This is a genomic window from Methylobacterium sp. WL120 (assembly GCF_008039465.1).
In the GTDB taxonomy this organism is placed as follows: Bacteria; Pseudomonadota; Alphaproteobacteria; order Rhizobiales; family Beijerinckiaceae; genus Methylobacterium; species Methylobacterium cerastii.
Window position 1 is genome coordinate 1 of the sequence record NZ_VRUT01000130.1, and the last position, 13677, is coordinate 13677.

General features: G+C 63.6%; 21 protein-coding genes and 1 pseudogene. 13 read left to right on the forward strand and 9 right to left on the reverse strand.

The annotated features are described in order from the left end of the window. Nucleotides 1-104: 104 nt before the first annotated feature. Both FV229_RS20115 and FV229_RS20120 read right to left on the reverse strand, forming a co-directional pair. On the reverse strand, nucleotides 105-305 hold the full coding sequence (locus FV229_RS20115) for a hypothetical protein (RefSeq protein ID WP_147753660.1): 201 nt from the start codon (nucleotides 303-305) through the stop codon (nucleotides 105-107). 10 nt (nucleotides 306-315) lie between these two features. After that, nucleotides 316-639 carry a hypothetical protein gene (locus tag FV229_RS20120; protein ID WP_147753661.1) on the reverse strand — a complete coding sequence of 108 codons (324 nt, stop codon included), beginning with the start codon at nucleotides 637-639 and terminating at the stop codon, nucleotides 316-318. Nucleotides 640-962: 323 nt separating this feature from the next. Between FV229_RS20120 and FV229_RS20130 the strand changes: the two genes are divergently transcribed. From FV229_RS20130 to FV229_RS20145, 4 genes are all read left to right on the forward strand, one after another. Beyond that, a complete protein-coding gene (locus FV229_RS20130; protein WP_147753662.1) occupies nucleotides 963-1175 on the forward strand; it encodes a hypothetical protein in 213 nt (70 codons plus the stop codon). A 134-nt stretch (nucleotides 1176-1309) separates the two neighbouring features. After that, the gene (locus FV229_RS20135; RefSeq protein ID WP_147753663.1) at nucleotides 1310-3295 is read left to right on the forward strand and encodes an adenylate/guanylate cyclase domain-containing protein; all 1986 of its coding nucleotides are present in this window, start codon (nucleotides 1310-1312) and stop codon (nucleotides 3293-3295) included. A 157-nt stretch (nucleotides 3296-3452) separates the two neighbouring features. Continuing rightward, nucleotides 3453-3767 carry a type II toxin-antitoxin system MqsR family toxin gene (locus tag FV229_RS20140; RefSeq protein WP_147753664.1) on the forward strand — a complete coding sequence of 105 codons (315 nt, stop codon included), beginning with the start codon at nucleotides 3453-3455 and terminating at the stop codon, nucleotides 3765-3767. Beyond that, on the forward strand, nucleotides 3760-4197 hold the full coding sequence (locus FV229_RS20145; RefSeq protein WP_147753665.1) for a type II toxin-antitoxin system MqsA family antitoxin: 438 nt from the start codon (nucleotides 3760-3762) through the stop codon (nucleotides 4195-4197). Before FV229_RS20140 ends, FV229_RS20145 begins: the two co-directional genes overlap by 8 nt. Before the next feature lie 92 nt (nucleotides 4198-4289). Here the strand turns inward: FV229_RS20145 and FV229_RS20150 are convergent, their stop codons facing one another. After that, entirely contained in the window at nucleotides 4290-4856 is a 567-nt protein-coding gene (locus tag FV229_RS20150; protein ID WP_147753666.1) for a hypothetical protein, read from the reverse strand. A gap of 342 nt (nucleotides 4857-5198) precedes the next feature. Here FV229_RS20150 and FV229_RS20155 point away from each other — a divergent pair, with 342 nt between their 5' ends. Both FV229_RS20155 and FV229_RS20160 read left to right on the forward strand, forming a co-directional pair. After that, on the forward strand, nucleotides 5199-5378 hold the full coding sequence (locus tag FV229_RS20155) for a hypothetical protein (RefSeq protein WP_147753667.1): 180 nt from the start codon (nucleotides 5199-5201) through the stop codon (nucleotides 5376-5378). Nucleotides 5379-5537: 159 nt separating this feature from the next. Continuing rightward, nucleotides 5538-5915, forward strand: a complete 378-nt coding sequence (locus FV229_RS20160; protein WP_147753668.1) for an exopolysaccharide production protein YjbE — start codon at nucleotides 5538-5540, stop codon at nucleotides 5913-5915. Nucleotides 5916-5987: 72 nt separating this feature from the next. Here FV229_RS20160 and FV229_RS20165 read toward each other — a convergent pair whose 3' ends face one another. The 3 genes from FV229_RS20165 to FV229_RS20175 all read right to left on the reverse strand — a co-directional run bounded on the left by FV229_RS20165 (nucleotide 5988) and on the right by FV229_RS20175 (nucleotide 6913). Further along, nucleotides 5988-6365, reverse strand: coding sequence for a hypothetical protein (locus FV229_RS20165; RefSeq protein ID WP_147753669.1), 378 nt, complete (start codon nucleotides 6363-6365; stop codon nucleotides 5988-5990). A gap of 72 nt (nucleotides 6366-6437) precedes the next feature. Then, entirely contained in the window at nucleotides 6438-6617 is a 180-nt protein-coding gene (locus tag FV229_RS20170) for a hypothetical protein (protein ID WP_147753670.1), read from the reverse strand. Continuing rightward, complete coding sequence (locus FV229_RS20175; protein ID WP_147753671.1) at nucleotides 6614-6913, reverse strand: HU family DNA-binding protein; 300 nt, start codon at nucleotides 6911-6913, stop codon at nucleotides 6614-6616. The genes FV229_RS20170 and FV229_RS20175 overlap by 4 nt, the downstream gene beginning before the upstream one ends. A 373-nt stretch (nucleotides 6914-7286) precedes the next feature. Between FV229_RS20175 and FV229_RS20180 the strand changes: the two genes are divergently transcribed. From FV229_RS20180 to FV229_RS20195, 4 genes are all read left to right on the forward strand, one after another. Next, complete coding sequence (locus FV229_RS20180) at nucleotides 7287-8084, forward strand: helix-turn-helix domain-containing protein (RefSeq protein WP_147753672.1); 798 nt, start codon at nucleotides 7287-7289, stop codon at nucleotides 8082-8084. A 116-nt stretch (nucleotides 8085-8200) separates the two neighbouring features. After that, entirely contained in the window at nucleotides 8201-9280 is a 1080-nt protein-coding gene (locus FV229_RS20185) for a WcbI family polysaccharide biosynthesis putative acetyltransferase (protein WP_147753673.1), read from the forward strand. 171 nt (nucleotides 9281-9451) lie between these two features. Next, nucleotides 9452-9676, forward strand: coding sequence for a hypothetical protein (locus FV229_RS20190; RefSeq protein WP_147753674.1), 225 nt, complete (start codon nucleotides 9452-9454; stop codon nucleotides 9674-9676). Between the two features lie 340 nt (nucleotides 9677-10016). After that, nucleotides 10017-10220: a hypothetical protein gene (locus FV229_RS20195; protein WP_147753675.1), complete on the forward strand. Its 204-nt coding sequence runs from the start codon at nucleotides 10017-10019 to the stop codon at nucleotides 10218-10220. Between the two features lie 27 nt (nucleotides 10221-10247). Here the strand turns inward: FV229_RS20195 and FV229_RS20200 are convergent, their stop codons facing one another. Together FV229_RS20200 and FV229_RS20205 are read right to left on the reverse strand one after the other, a co-directional pair. Next, on the reverse strand, nucleotides 10248-10475 hold the full coding sequence (locus FV229_RS20200; protein WP_147753676.1) for a hypothetical protein: 228 nt from the start codon (nucleotides 10473-10475) through the stop codon (nucleotides 10248-10250). Nucleotides 10476-10719: 244 nt separating this feature from the next. Continuing rightward, a complete protein-coding gene (locus FV229_RS20205) occupies nucleotides 10720-10959 on the reverse strand; it encodes a hypothetical protein (RefSeq protein WP_147753680.1) in 240 nt (79 codons plus the stop codon). Between the two features lie 302 nt (nucleotides 10960-11261). Between FV229_RS20205 and FV229_RS20210 the strand changes: the two genes are divergently transcribed. Beyond that, complete coding sequence (locus tag FV229_RS20210) at nucleotides 11262-11996, forward strand: Crp/Fnr family transcriptional regulator (protein ID WP_147753677.1); 735 nt, start codon at nucleotides 11262-11264, stop codon at nucleotides 11994-11996. Nucleotides 11997-12088: 92 nt separating this feature from the next. Here FV229_RS20210 and FV229_RS27550 read toward each other — a convergent pair whose 3' ends face one another. After that, entirely contained in the window at nucleotides 12089-12250 is a 162-nt protein-coding gene (locus FV229_RS27550; RefSeq protein WP_187275216.1) for a hypothetical protein, read from the reverse strand. Between the two features lie 425 nt (nucleotides 12251-12675). Here FV229_RS27550 and FV229_RS20215 point away from each other — a divergent pair, with 425 nt between their 5' ends. Continuing rightward, the gene (locus FV229_RS20215; RefSeq protein WP_147753678.1) at nucleotides 12676-13059 is read left to right on the forward strand and encodes a VOC family protein; all 384 of its coding nucleotides are present in this window, start codon (nucleotides 12676-12678) and stop codon (nucleotides 13057-13059) included. Nucleotides 13060-13537: 478 nt separating this feature from the next. Further along, a pseudogene (locus FV229_RS20225) lies at nucleotides 13538-13677 on the forward strand (IS3 family transposase); the annotation flags it as partial.

Consider the following 13677-nt stretch of genomic DNA (forward strand, 5'->3'; position numbering starts at 1 on the left):
CTGGATGGGCTCGCCACCCATCCAGGCCGCGAGCTGTTCGCAGGTGACGGGCAGGTCGAGCGTGTTGGTCTCGCCCGAGATCATGGATTGGCGCGTGATCCGCATCAGCGGGCCTCGCTCAGTTCGGCAGCCACGAGGCGCCAGCGGCGGGCTAGGCTGAGCGCCCAGGCATGGGCTTCGCGCTGGTCGGTCTCGCCGGCCGCGATCCGGTGGCGGTAGGAGGCCGCGAGGCGCAGGCAGATCGCGTGATCCTGCTGGGCGTGCAGCAGGCGGACGGCGGGGGAGCGGATGAGGTCGGCGGCCATCGGTCCGGCCTCAGTGCGCGCGGACGAGGCGGGAAGACTTCGCAGCAGCCCATGCGCCCTTGAGGGCGTAGGACATGCACACGCCCCAGGCGTCGCCGGTCACTTCCATGCGGGCCTGAGCGCAGCGGATCGCGGCGCGCATGATGGCGGAGCGGTCGAAGGTGCCGTCGCGGCGGGTCAGCGGGGCAACGGTGCGGGAGAAGTGCTTGGCGCTCTCGGTGCAGACGTTCACGGCGGCCTTGGCGCGAGTGAAGACGCGGCGGGCGTCGGCAGTCAGGCGAGCGTCGGGGGCGCGGGCGATGTGCGTGTGGGGGATGAGGTTGGCGTAGCGCATTGGCGTTGATCCGTTTCAGACCGTGTGATAGTTTTGATATCACTCGATCAATATGAGATCAATAGGCAATCAGGTGATAATTTGACGATCACAGGCGCACAGCTCCGGGCGGCCCGCGCCTTCCTGAGGTGGACTGCACAAGAGGTTGCTGACGCGTCCCGTCTCGGCGTTGCTACGGTGCGGCGGGCTGAACTTCAGGACGGGCCTTTGAGCATCACGGCAGCCAATGCCGAGGCTATTCGCCGGGCACTTGAAGCGGCAGGGCTTGAGTTCATCCCGCAGAACGGCGGCGGGCCAGGCGTTCGCCTCCGCGAGCCCCAATCGTGACGGCATCGCCAGAGCACCTATCCGAAGTCTCTCGCCTCGCCGGCCTCCTCGCCGATCAGGTGCTGGACGCGCAGATCATGAACCGGCCGGTCCCGGACCAGCACATCAGGACGCTGCTCAGTGCTGCCTTCCTCCTCGAGGAGTACGGCGTGCCGCTCCCCTCGCTACTGCAGCAGATCGTTCACGGCGCGAAGAGGGGAGCCGATTGATGCGAACCCAGATCAAAGCCATTAGAATAAAGTTTGTGTCGCAGACCAGTGATGGACTGAAGGTATGAATACGACTGCCAACATCATGAGGCTCAAACGTCCATGAGCAAGTTTGGCGAAGCGCGGAGCGGTCCATGAACAAGACCGGGGAACGTCGCCTCGCCGCGATCCTGATCACCGACGTCGTCGGCTACAGCCGGATGATCTCGGCCGATGAAGACGGGACGCTGCGGCGGCTCAAGGCGTTGCGTCGGGAGGTAGTCGATCCGCGTATCGCCGCCGCACACGGGCGGATCGTGAAGTCGACCGGCGACGGGGTCCTCGTTGAATTCCCGAGTCCGGTGCGTGCGGTCGCCTGTGCCGTGGCGATCCAACGGGCCGCTGCTGACCACAATGCACGATTGCCCGAGACCCAAGCCCTGCACATGCGCATCGGGATCAACCTCGGGGACGTACTCGCCGAACCTGATGGCGACCTCTACGGCGACGGGGTGAACGTGGCCGCTCGCCTGGAGCCGATTTGCGAGCCCGGCGGCCTGTGCATCTCTCGGGCAGTCCACGATCAAGTTCGCGATCGGCTGCCAATCCGTTTTGAGGACCGGGGGAAGCTCGCGTTGAAGAACATTGCTCGGCCGGTCGGCGTCTTCGCCCTCTCGGCCGAGGCCGTCCTGGATCTCCCGGAGCCAGCCGTCGAGGATCAATCCGACGCAGTGATACCGATTGCTCCCGCGCCGGCAGCTGCGATCATGGCCGATGGGGTTCCGTCGCCTCGCCGACCGAAGGCAGCGCTTATCGCTTTTGCTACAGGGGCGTTTGCCCTCGTAGCGGCAGGTGCAGGCCTGTGGTTCTGGCAGGCACAGAAGCTCTCGGGTGAGACAACGCTTGCTGTGCGCGCTGGCCTGCCGGCAAAGCCGGTACCAAGCCTCTCAATTGTCGTGTTGCCGTTCGCCAACCTCAGCAACGACTCCGAGCAAGAGTTTTTCGCCGATGGCCTGACAGAGGACCTGACCACCGATCTATCGCACTTGGTCGGCAGCTTCGTGATCGCCCGCAACACCGCTTTCACCTACAAGGGCAAGGCCATCGACGTGCGCCAACTCGGGCGTGATCTCGGGGTGCGCTACGCCTTGGAGGGCAGCGTGCGCCGCACGGGCGAGCGAATTGTATTGAACGCTCAGTTGATCTCGACAGAGACCGGCGCACATGTGTGGGCGGATCGGTTTGAGGGCGAGCGCGCTCGGCTCGGCGAGCTTCAGGTCGAGTTCGTGGCCCGGCTGGCCCGCTCGCTCGACGTGCAACTGACTCAAGCTGAAGGCCTTCGCGTCTTGCGAGAGAGAACCGACGACGCCACGGCTAGCGACTTGGCTATGACAGGTTGGGCGGTGTTTAACCGGCCGCGCTCGAAAGCAAATATGATTGAGGCGCGTAGTATTTTTGAGCGATCGTTAGAGATTGATCCGAGTCTCCTTCAAGGTAGGATTGGACTTGCCAGGACCGTAGCGACGATTGTTGTAAGCCGTTGGAGCGAACGCATCGCTGCTGATACCGAGATTGCTGACGGACTTATCACAGAAGTTTTGACGACCGATCCTAGCAATGCTCTTGCTCGTTTGGTCAAGGGGGACGTCTTGCGTGCCCGTCGAGATCTTGATCTAGCCGAGGCGTCATACCGACTTGCCATTGATAGTGATCAGAACTTGGCTGTCGCCTATGCCACTCTTGGGTTGACGAAGATCCTCAACGGCCGGGCAGAGGAAGCTCGGCCACTTGTAATGACAGCTCTCCGCCTAAGCCCGCGCGATCCATTGATCAACATCTGGAAATATTGGGTGTGTCATTCGCACGCTCACTTAGGCGAATGGGCAGAAGCAATTGTCTGGTGTAATCGCTCTATCGCCGATAGCCCATTCTGGCAGGCTTACGTTGACCTTGCGGCAGCATACGCTTGGACTGGGCGGAAGGCCGAAGCAGAAGAGGCGATAGGCGGTCTTCTGAAGTCGATGCCTGGCTACACCGTCCAGAAGTGGGCGCGTGCCGATTGGTCGGATCAGCCTACCTTTTTGGTCGAATATGCTCGCCTCGTGGAAGGCCTGCGCAAGGCTGGTCTGCCGGAGAATTGATGAAGGGACACAACGACCTCGAATTCATCCCCGAGAACGGGGGAGGGCCGGCATCCGGTTCCGCGAGCGGAAAGACGGCACCCGCGCCGACCACTGACGTCGTTCACCACGCTCCGGAACCACTCTTGCTGATACACCATTATGGTGTAGGATCGCGATGTCGGAGAAGCGAAAGCCAACCTACGACCTGGACAGCGTGCGCACCTGGGCGGGGTCGTCCAAGTTCGCCGTGACAGGCACCGTCACGCGTACCGCGGCGGCGCTGGGGTTCGGGTCATCGGAGATGGCGGCCGTCATCCGGACGATGCAGCGCGAGCACTTCGATAAATCCGTGACTTCGTTCAACAACCATCGCGAGTGGCAGGACGTCTACCACGTCCCGTCGGACGCTGGCACGCTGTACATCAAGTTTCGCGCGGACGTCGTGACCGAGTTTCTGTTGCTGTCGTTCAAGGAGAAGGACAATGGCTGAAGCGCCTTGCTGCCCGGAGACGGGGCAACCGATGGTCCGCAGCGTGCGCCCGCTGACGATCACATACAAGGGACGGAAGCGGACGTTCGACATGCCGGGCTGGTACTGCGATGCCAGTGGCGAGAGCATCCACGATCGCGCCGACATGCGCGCATCCGATCGGGCGCTCGCAGATCTCAAGGCTGAGGTCGAGGGTGTCGTCTCGCCGTCCGAAGTTGCGCGCGTCCGCAAGCGGCTTGGACTGTCTCAGGCCAGGGCCAGCCAGATCTTCGGCGGCGGTCCCAGGGCGTTCCAGAAGTACGAGAGCGGAGAGGTGCGGGCGACACGCACCATGACGGTGGCACTGCGTTTGGCCGAACGTCATCCCGCTGAGGTCGTGCAGATGGCGGCAGAGCTCGACGCGGTCGAACGCGGCTCACAGCAGGCCTGAAAACGCGTGCCTGGGGGGGCCATCGCGCTGATCCTCGGCCGCCTCTCCATTGTGATGCCGCGTGGCGGTTGAGTGCTCTTCCCCTCGCCAGCCTACTTGGTGGGTCGCACCGTCGGCGGCTTCGATTTTACGCGCGGGCGTGGCGCCTTCTGGATCTTGGCTTGGTGGAACGCCCGCCGCTTCTCGCGCGCGTCCTCGCGCCGGCGGATGGCCGCAGAGAGATCGGTCTCTCCGCGCCTCTGCTGCGTCAGTTGGTCAACCAGCATCGAGGCGACGATCTGCAGGCTTGCTCGTCGAACCTCGCGGTCGGCGTCCTCGCACTCGTCCGAGTGGTCGGCCTCCATGCGGGCTTGCTGCTCCGGGCTGTCGGCCGCCCAGGGACGATACTCGTCAAACGCGAGGTCTGGATCGAGCATCTGATCGAGATCGTAAGTCGTGTGGCCGCAGCCGGCGACGTCGCGGTAATCCGTCATTGCGTTGAGGCAGGCGACCATCTGATTGCCGAGATGGTACGATTGCCCGGCGCCGCGCGTAACGCGGAGGATGTTGGCGGCGAGTGCGCGGATGCTCCTTTTCAGCGCCTTGGTCGCCTCCTGCTTGCGAGCTTCCACCTCGCGCTTCCGGATGTCCTCATCCGACTGCTCGCTCACCAGCCGCATGTCGGCCCCTCCGCGCGCCGGTCCCGCTGCGCTCGATCATCATTGCGTCGGAGGTGGGCGATCGCAACAGGGGTGCCGAGCCAGTTGCTGCCGTTGACCCGCCGGTAACCGGCTCAAGGCACCGTACCCTCAAGCCGGGCTTCGGACCGGTTCGCTGGTGAGATGAACGAAGCACCCGTCGCCCCGTGATCAGATCGGGGGACGGGCCTGCCTCCCCCGGCTTTGCTCGCGGGGAACTCGTCAGATCAGCCCTGACTCCGGCCACGGCGGGCTTTTTAGTGGTTGGCCTCAGAACGATCGGCTTCAGCGCGGCGTTGCCCTCGGATCATCAAGGAGACCGATATGGCACCCCGCGTCTATCCAGGCAGTCCGGACAGGCCAGGCGAGGGCGCGAACAGCGTCGAGCACCGCATCGGACATGACGTGGACAGTGTCGATCAGCTCAGCAGCGTTACGCTCATGGGCCTCGGGATTGGTGGAGCGGCGGTGGCGCTGATCCTGGTGCATTTCCTGATCGGGTGAGGCCCGATCGTGAGGCGTCTACGTTAAAGCTCCGAGGCAACTTTCAGCCCCGCCAGCACCCGCCGCGCGGGGCTTTTTTCGTAGCCAGCGCGCCGCTAAGTGGAACCAGCGATCCACGCTTCCGCTTTCTCCGGCATAAAAAAGTACCGGAGGAAACCCATGAAGTCGCTTTCGACCGCTGTTACTATGCTGCTGCTGTCTGGCTCGGTTGCTCTCGCTGCTCCGTGCACCACCGACAAGAGCAAAAGCCCGAACCAAGCCACGAACACGAAGAGTTCAGATGTGGACGCTTCCAGCAAGAACACGGCTGGCGGCAACCAACCCGCATCTCCTGGAACAGTCGGCGCCATGAACAACGTCGGTTCAAACAGCACGGCCGCAGCTGGTCAGGGCTCCACGAGCGACAAGGGACAGGGCAAGGAGGACCCGGCTGCCAAGAACATGGCCGGGGGCAACCAGCCCGCAGCTCCCGGCACGGTGGGAGCTATGAATAACGCTCAGCCGACGCAGACCGCTTCCAAGGACGAAGGTTGCTGAGGCTGAGCTACCTGTAGCCATTCGTGAGCCCGCCCAGCACCAGCCGCGGCGGGCTTTTTCGTGCCCCGCGATCTACCGCCCGACCTCCCATACCGGCACGCCGACGGGCCGCCCCGGCAAGTTCCGGTAGTACGTCGTCATCCCGAACCGGATCTTGTCGGTCTCGATCGCGCGAACGCGCTCGCCGCTGATCATCAGAGCGCCGCAGTAGTCGACCCGGATGAAGCCGGCCGTCGGGTGCACGCCGAACAGTTCCGCCGTCGTCCAGCCAAGCGCAGCGGCCTCGTCGCCGAACTCGTCGAGGAAGGCGATGGCCGACTCGCGCATCTTCTCCCAGCGCGGACCCGTCATGCCGGGGCATGGCGCGGTGGTCGGCTTCATGGCCTCAAGCGCGTCGCGCCAAGCCTGGGCGTCGGAGGGCGCGGGTCGGATCGGTGCTGGTGATGCCATGGGTCTCGCCGGTGGTGGGCCGGCGGGGATAGGGGCGCAGGCCGGGCGGCGCAACGCGATGTCCGGGGGGCTTCACTGGATCGTCGCCGATCCGACCGCCAGCCCCAGCAGCATAGCAAGCTTCAACATGCCACCGGCGCTCATCTCTTCGCCTTCCACGAGCCACAGGCTCAGATCGTCGCCGGTCGGCTCGACGTACAGGCCGAGCGCACGGAGGGCTTCGACGGCTTCGTGGAAGGGGTCGTCGCTCACGGCGTCGTTGCCCTCGCCTTCAAGTTCAGCCGGTCCCGCATCTCCTTGCCGGCCTTGAAGGCGAGCGCGGTCTTGGTGGGCACCTCGACTCGTGCTCCCGTCCTCGGGTCTCGCGCCTGCCGGCTAGGCTGCTCCTTTACCGTGAACGATCCGAACCCGCGGATCTCCACCCGATCCCCTGCCGCCAACGCGCTCGTGATGCGGCCGATGATGGCGTTGACCACCTTCTCGCAATCCCGCTCGTAGAGATGCGGGTTCTGGGCAGCGAGGCGCAGGACGAGGTCGGACCGGATCATGACGCCGGGATGAGGCTGCCAGCGCCGCGTGGCAAGCCTGGCCGCGCCCTTACCGTTGACTTAGCCGTGCCTGCCAGCCGACATGCCATGTCCGGTTATGGCGCGCCCCGTGGCGAGTCGTGAGCCGGCAGAGATCAAGGGAACAAGGCCGCGAGAAAGACCTAAGCCCAAAACGCCAACGGCCCCACCCCGGCAAGGGTGAGGCCGTCGAAATCGATGGGTCTGCGGAGACCACTTCCAACTCCCCAGACATCATAGCTCCCGCCGGGAGTCAATCGGGATCATTTCCCGAGACGATGGCGCTTTGCCTTTTGCCGGGGACAGCTACCGCTGCGCCCCCTGCTTTGACGCGGCCCAAGCAGGGCTGTGACGGATGAACTACGCCTATGAGATCCGCCGACAGGCGGAGGCGGCCCCGCGCGCCGCGTTGCCAGCCGTCGCGTCCGCGATGTGGAAGGCGTTCGGAGAGGGGCACCTGTCCGAAGCCGAGGCCGAGGCGCTATCTGGGCTGATCGAGGCGCGGCAGAGTTCGCCGCGGCCTGCGGCAAACATGGGAAACGCCCAAGTTTTGAGGTCCCCCGTTTCGGGGAGCGCCAATGCCGAGACCCCCGGTATTGCCTACGGCCTCACAGGAGCCCCCAGGAGCCGCACCGGCTCGCGACCGCGCACGGATGCCTCCATGGCCCGCCGTCGCCGCTGGGCGGCCTCTGGGCGGCTTCCTCCGGGCCTAGCGGCGCGGTTCACCCTCGCCGAGCAGGCAGTGCTTGCCGTGATCGCGGTCGAGGTCGCAAAACGAGGCGACTGCCGTTTAGCCGTTGGCCACATCGCAGCGGTTGCAGGCGTGTCCGAGACGATGGTGCGGAACGCGATCCGCGAGGCTCGAACGCATGGCCTCCTCACCGTCGAGGAACGCCGGCTCGCCCGCTTCCGCAGTGATACCAACGTGGTCTGCATCGTGTCGCGCGAGTGGACAGCCTGGCTGCAGCTTGCCCGATCTGGCGAACGCGCCACGGTGGCACGCTTGTCAGGGGGTGGGTGCAGATCCCCGCAGGGCACGAATACTCCTGTTTCCTACCCTGTGAATTTGGAGGGTCGGAAAGGGCAAAAGCGCAGCCGAGGGACAAAGCTCGCTGCCGCCGGAAAGCCTGACATTGCAAACAGTGCTCTTTAAGCAGCAGGTTTGCCAAGAACGGCAGGTTCATCATGCTTTTCTGGTCGGTATAGGATTGAACCCATCGAGAGGGCCGTGTGACATCGGACGGGCATTGAATTTGCAAATCGAGAGGCATGGCTGCCTTCATGCTCGACATCGCCAACCTGCACCGCCTTCGCTATCGACTGTCGCAGGTCGATCCGTTCCGGCGACGGAATGTGGGGTCTCCGCGCATCCTGTTGATCGGCGTTTGCCAGGGAGCAGCGATCGCCCGCGCGATGCGGTTCCTGGTGCCTGAGGCCGAGATCCGTTTCATCTCCGCCTTCAAGGCTGGACGCCTGTTCCCACGTATGCGCGACCTACTGGCCGAGGCCGATCGGCACGACCACGTGTTCTCCAACATCTACCTGCCGTCGTTTAAGGATGGCGGCGACATCGAGACCCTGCGCGCCTACCCACGTGCCGTGCTGATCCCGACAATCGTCTTCTCTGCCTTCCACCCTGACCTGGTAAATGTCGGCGTGCAGGACGCCGCCCAGCTGACAGGCTTCATCTCCGGCCCGATGGGACACGCGCATTCTGGACTCGCGCTGTTCGGCTACCGAGCTGGTCTCGCGCCAGATCAGACCCTGCGGCTTTACACCGAAGAGGTGTACCGACGCCTTGGTTACTTCGAGGGTTGGGAGGCTTCGGTGGCGCAACTGCGCTTACTCGGACGACAGGCCGGCTACGACCTCGATACGCTGCTCGTGCGCTGGGCCCGACGGGGCTGCTTCATGCACGCTAACAACCATATCAAGATGCACGTCGCTGCCGACCTCGCCCGCGGGCTGCTTGACAAGGCCGGCATCTCCTACGGGGCTTGCGACCTCGACGCCTACCTCCCGGACGACCTCGGCGGGTTCGGCTGCTGGCCGGTCTACCCTGAGATCGCCGCATTCTACGGCGTGCCAGGCAGTGCGCTATTCCTCAAGGCGTCTACACCGCGGACCGGCCCGGCGCATACCATGACGCTCCCGACCTTCATCGCCAGGAGCTACGCGGCTTATGGCCGGCACCCGCTAGAGAAGCTCGTCTGCCGCTCCGTTGACGCTTGGCTGGCCGACCGCGAAATCTCTGCCTTTCTCCACGAGGTGGCAAACGCTTCAACTAGACGAGAAATGCCGCGCGCTGCTGAAATGGGAACCGAAGCCATGCAAATCGCGGCCGAATGACGCCTACGAATTACGACAGAACGAGTAATGCTGTTCTAAGAGCCAATTGATCTCAGATGACTGGCAGACCGATATACGGGCGTTCGACATGCCGAGCAGCCAAGAATCCCCCTTAAGGTACAACGAAACCCGCTGGCGCGAACTGTGCCTGAGCTAAATTAAGAGGCGTTGATGTTTGGCATATTCAAAGTAGCCGCGCGGCGCATGCTGGATCAGCCTGTCGTTGAGCAGGATCAGGGCAACGCAGCGGCTATGCTGGCCGAGGTCGCGCTTCCCTTCCCAACGATGCAACCGCTAACTCCACCGGCTGCTCAAAATGAGGATCTCGAACACCTCATCCACGAGGCGGTGAAGTATGATCTTCGCAAAGCAGGCTACCTTACGCAATCGAGGTAAGCGGCAGTCGCCTGGACCTGCTACAGCACGCGCCTCTCGACGCTTGCGCGCCGCGGCGGTCGCGAACGCCGTTGGGCAGCCCGGTACAGAGAGCACGCGATGACAGGCCGGTGCGGGCCAGTTCCCTGTGCCACGCCCGTGAAGCTTCGGGCCGGGTGGTCGTGTGAAGGTCGGCGACGCGGGGAACAGGAACCGTAGCGCCGGCCTATGGCCAGCTCATAGCCTCGGAGAGGTGGCGGCCCTGCCGTGGGGTGAAGGCAGGGCCGCCGCAGCGGATCAAGAGGACCCGCTGGCTGCGGATGCAGCGGGGTCCATAGTGGATCAGGCGGGTTGCCGAAGGATGACCGAGGACACAACGGCTCTTGTCCTGGCGCTCGCTACCGAAATCGCCGAGTTGCGCGCGGCCCTCGCCGAGGCGCAGGAGTTGCTGATCGAGACGGCCGTCGATGCCGGCGAGATGCACGCCAGGCTTGAGGAGGTGCAGCGGGAGTTGGCCGTGGCGCGTGCGGACCACGATGCGTGGATGAAGCAGCGCTCGATCTAGAATGAGGCGGGCCGATGGGTTGTTGGTCTAATCAGCGACTGGAAAATGCTCTATGAAGCGCACACCGTCCCACAACTCGACGGCATGTCCATTCACAAGGGCTTTAGCTTCCACCATCGCACTCGGATCGTCGTCTACGTTCAAGCGAGTCATCCCAATCACTTCACCGCTCTTTCCTATCAGGATAGCTCGGTAGCGTGGTGGCATCGGCGGCTTGTCCAGCGCATCGAAGCTAATTCTGTCCTCCCCCGCCATTACCCACTCCGTTGCACCTTCGCATCGCCTTGCCAGAAGCCAAGCTTGAGAGCACGCGTGATTTATACTGAATTCCAAAGAAAAAGGCGCACTCGGTTAAAAGTGCGCCGAGGTTAGGCTCAGTTTTGATGCCCCCAGGTCAGGAGCCGAGCTTGAGGTAGCACACAGCTTGGCCTTTGGTGGTCACAAGCGCGTGCAGTCGCAATGCCCTTCTCGACCGATGGCGCAGGTGACGGCCAAGGACCTACCGAAGCAGCCATGTGCCGATGAAGGCGAGGGCGGCCGAGTAGACCGCATGGCCTTCCTCGTCCGTCACCAGAACGGTGATGATCTGGCGCTCGCCATCCTTCGGGATTTCGTCAGCGGCAATCGCCGGCAGCAGGCGCTTGGCCTCAAGGGCAGCGGCTTGCAGGTCGGCGCATTCGGTGCCCACGTCGTCGCGCCGGTTGAAGCCGTCATGGATGTCGAAAAAGTAACGAGGCATCGGCTCTTCACGCATCGAAGGCGGGAGCGCACGTGTCTCTCAAGCGCGGAAAGCCAGGACGAGTGCCGCGATCACAATATTCTGGGCCAGGTTTTTTGTGGGAGCCATTACATAGGTCAGTGCACCGCGCTTAGAAGCGTTGAATTCGGCCTACCGTGCTCGATCCAGATTGCCGCCTGATACCCAGTCATTAGTGGTTTCAACGTATGTGTGTTTAGGCTGACCCCATCGGCAGCACCCTTCCGACGCTGCCGGCTGGGAGAGTTTCGCGCTTCCGCCCCTGATCCAGTGGCGAGGCCGTCATGGTATCCGTATCCAGCCAAGCCGCACTCGGCCTGCTCGTCCGCAGGTTGGAGCGCATCGGCCGGCTCTCGAACGTGGAGCGGCATGCCGTAGAAAGCCTGCCAACGAAGGTTCAGAGGCTTCGACCTCGACAGGACATCGTGCGTGAGGGCGACAAGCCCGAGCATTCTTGTCTGATCGTGGAAGGCTGGGCCTTCCGCTACAAGCTTCTTGGTGGAGGCCGGCGCCAGATCCTGTCGTTCCACGTGCCGGGCGACGTGCCAGATCTACACAGCCTGCATATCGACACGATGGATCACGGCCTCGCAGCCCTGACGGAGGCAACGATCGCCTTCATCCCGCACGAGAGCCTGTTCGAGGTCACAAAGCGCTTCCCTGGTCTCGCAGGCATCCTCTGGCGTGAGACCTTGATCGATGCCGCCATCTTCCGGCAGTGGATCACCGGCATGGGGCAGCGCGACGCGTTCGGGCGCATGGCGCATCTGCTCTGCGAACTCTACTGCAAGCTCGAAGCCATAGGGCTTGCATCCGAGCAGCGTTGCACCCTGCCGATCACGCAGGGTGAACTTGGCGATGCGCTCGGCCTTTCGAGCGTTCACACCAACCGGACGCTTCAGGAGTTGCGGGCTCAGGGGCTTGTGACGCTTCGTTCGCAGGCGCTCAGCATCACGTCCTGGGACGGACTCGTGCGGGCCGCCGAGTTCAACCCGGCCTATCTGCAACTCCCCAAGTAGGTGGGCAATGCTCGTGTGAAATTGCGATCTGCATCCAGGTTGCCGAACGATGGCCGATCACCCCATCGGCTCTATCGTTGCCGCCGACCCCGCTACTCGTCGGCCACCGCCTCCACCGCCGCGATTGCGTTCTCAAGCTCCGCGATCCGCTTCAGCGTGCTGTCGGCCGGCATCGTATCGTACTGAGCGGCTTCCATAATGAGATCGCGCTGGCGGGTTTTAAGGCGGTCCAGGAGGGCTTCGAGCTTGTCCATGGCGCCCTGTAGCGAGGCGGGCGTTTCTCGACAACATCGGCATGGTGGACTTCAGGCCAAGATCGAGACGGTGGCCGCCTAGGAGACCGGCAACACGGTCAAAGCTCGCAGGAGATGACGACCAAGGCGGCCGACCCCCGTTCCAGCATTGCCTTCGATCGAGCCTATGTCCGGTAAACGACCGTTTTCCCGCCAGTCTGACAGGCGGTTCGATTTTGCACCCCTGGCCGGTTCAAACCTGTCGGGAAAACCTGTCGGCAAATCTACAGTCGGGGAATGGGTATTTCGGTTCCCGACAGTCGGAGCCGGCGATAGGTCTTCGGGTTCAGCCCTCCAGAGCGCCCTCGCGAGCGGAGGCTGACAGCCTGTACGTTCGGGGTCGGACGCGGTAGCCGAAGCCGCTCACAGGAAACGGAGAAGGCTCAGTGTTCAGCCATATCACGATCGGCAGCAACGACATGGCCCGGACGAAGACGTTCTACGACGCCTTGTTCGCCGCGACGGGCGGGCCTTCCGGCATCACGGATGCGAATGGCCGGCTGATTTATGATCACCGAGGTGGTCGCCTCCTCATCACCAAGCCTGTTGACGGTAAGGCTGCGTCCGGAGCGAACGGCGGCACCATCGGCTTCACCATGGAAAGCGCGGAGGAGGCCAAGGCTTGGCACGAGGCCGGCGTCGCGAACGGCGGCACCTCGGTCGAAGATCCGCCGGGTGAGCGCACTGGTTCCGCTGGAAAGATGTACCTCGCGTACCTGCGCGATCCGGACGGCAACAAGCTCTGCGCCCTTCATCGCATCGAGAACTGAAGCACCAACTCTTCTTCGCCGCGTTGCACGGGCGCGGCGGAGAGGACCCGAACGCACCTCGACACTCGCGCTCGGGCTAGCCATCTTGCCGTGATGCAGCCTGCCGTCACGCTCGGCCACGTCCTCGATCCCTACGCCTACCCACCGCGGGGCCTCGATCTGGCTGCAGCCGCTCGCTACCTCGGCCTCGATCCAGACGCCTTCAGAAGCCTCGTGGAGAAGGGGAAGCTGCCTCGTCCACGCCGGCTCGGCGAAGCTGCTGTCTGGGACAGGATGGCGCTCGATACGGCATTTGAGGCGGCCCCGGCCGATGAGGAGTCCGTACCGGAACCTGCGCGGAAGCAGAGAGCCGTGCGCGCGATGTCGAAGGAGTGGCCCGGCTACCACAACGTCTACACGCCGAAGACGTTAGCCTGGTCAGCCCCCATTGAAGTGGTCCGCCCTTTGGTATGGCTTTTGAGCCTGGAGGACGGACGAGATGGCAAAACACCCGAAGCCCGAGGAGATCGTCGCGAAGCTCCGTCAGGCGGACGTGCTGATCTCACAGGGCCAGAGCGTGGCCGATGCAATCCGCGCGCTCGGTGTGAGTTCGGTGACGTACTACCGGTGGCGGCGTGA

Bases quoted from the DNA above. Each gene is read 5' to 3' on its own strand.
- FV229_RS20115 (WP_147753660.1), bottom strand. From the start codon at position 305: ATGGCCGCCGACCTCATCCGCTCCCCCGCCGTCCGCCTGCTGCACGCC.
- FV229_RS20120 (WP_147753661.1), bottom strand. From the start codon at position 639: ATGCGCTACGCCAACCTCATCCCCCACACGCACATCGCCCGCGCCCCC.
- FV229_RS20135 (WP_147753663.1), top strand. From the start codon at position 1,310: ATGAACAAGACCGGGGAACGTCGCCTCGCCGCGATCCTGATCACCGAC.
- FV229_RS20140 (WP_147753664.1), top strand. From the start codon at position 3,453: ATGTCGGAGAAGCGAAAGCCAACCTACGACCTGGACAGCGTGCGCACC.
- FV229_RS20145 (WP_147753665.1), top strand. From the start codon at position 3,760: ATGGCTGAAGCGCCTTGCTGCCCGGAGACGGGGCAACCGATGGTCCGC.
- FV229_RS20150 (WP_147753666.1), bottom strand. From the start codon at position 4,856: ATGCGGCTGGTGAGCGAGCAGTCGGATGAGGACATCCGGAAGCGCGAG.
- FV229_RS20155 (WP_147753667.1), top strand. From the start codon at position 5,199: ATGGCACCCCGCGTCTATCCAGGCAGTCCGGACAGGCCAGGCGAGGGC.
- FV229_RS20160 (WP_147753668.1), top strand. From the start codon at position 5,538: ATGAAGTCGCTTTCGACCGCTGTTACTATGCTGCTGCTGTCTGGCTCG.
- FV229_RS20165 (WP_147753669.1), bottom strand. From the start codon at position 6,365: ATGGCATCACCAGCACCGATCCGACCCGCGCCCTCCGACGCCCAGGCT.
- FV229_RS20175 (WP_147753671.1), bottom strand. From the start codon at position 6,913: ATGATCCGGTCCGACCTCGTCCTGCGCCTCGCTGCCCAGAACCCGCAT.
- FV229_RS20180 (WP_147753672.1), top strand. From the start codon at position 7,287: ATGAACTACGCCTATGAGATCCGCCGACAGGCGGAGGCGGCCCCGCGC.
- FV229_RS20185 (WP_147753673.1), top strand. From the start codon at position 8,201: ATGGCTGCCTTCATGCTCGACATCGCCAACCTGCACCGCCTTCGCTAT.
- FV229_RS20190 (WP_147753674.1), top strand. From the start codon at position 9,452: ATGTTTGGCATATTCAAAGTAGCCGCGCGGCGCATGCTGGATCAGCCT.
- FV229_RS20195 (WP_147753675.1), top strand. From the start codon at position 10,017: ATGACCGAGGACACAACGGCTCTTGTCCTGGCGCTCGCTACCGAAATC.
- FV229_RS20200 (WP_147753676.1), bottom strand. From the start codon at position 10,475: ATGGCGGGGGAGGACAGAATTAGCTTCGATGCGCTGGACAAGCCGCCG.
- FV229_RS20205 (WP_147753680.1), bottom strand. From the start codon at position 10,959: ATGCCTCGTTACTTTTTCGACATCCATGACGGCTTCAACCGGCGCGAC.
- FV229_RS20210 (WP_147753677.1), top strand. From the start codon at position 11,262: ATGGTATCCGTATCCAGCCAAGCCGCACTCGGCCTGCTCGTCCGCAGG.
- FV229_RS27550 (WP_187275216.1), bottom strand. From the start codon at position 12,250: ATGGACAAGCTCGAAGCCCTCCTGGACCGCCTTAAAACCCGCCAGCGC.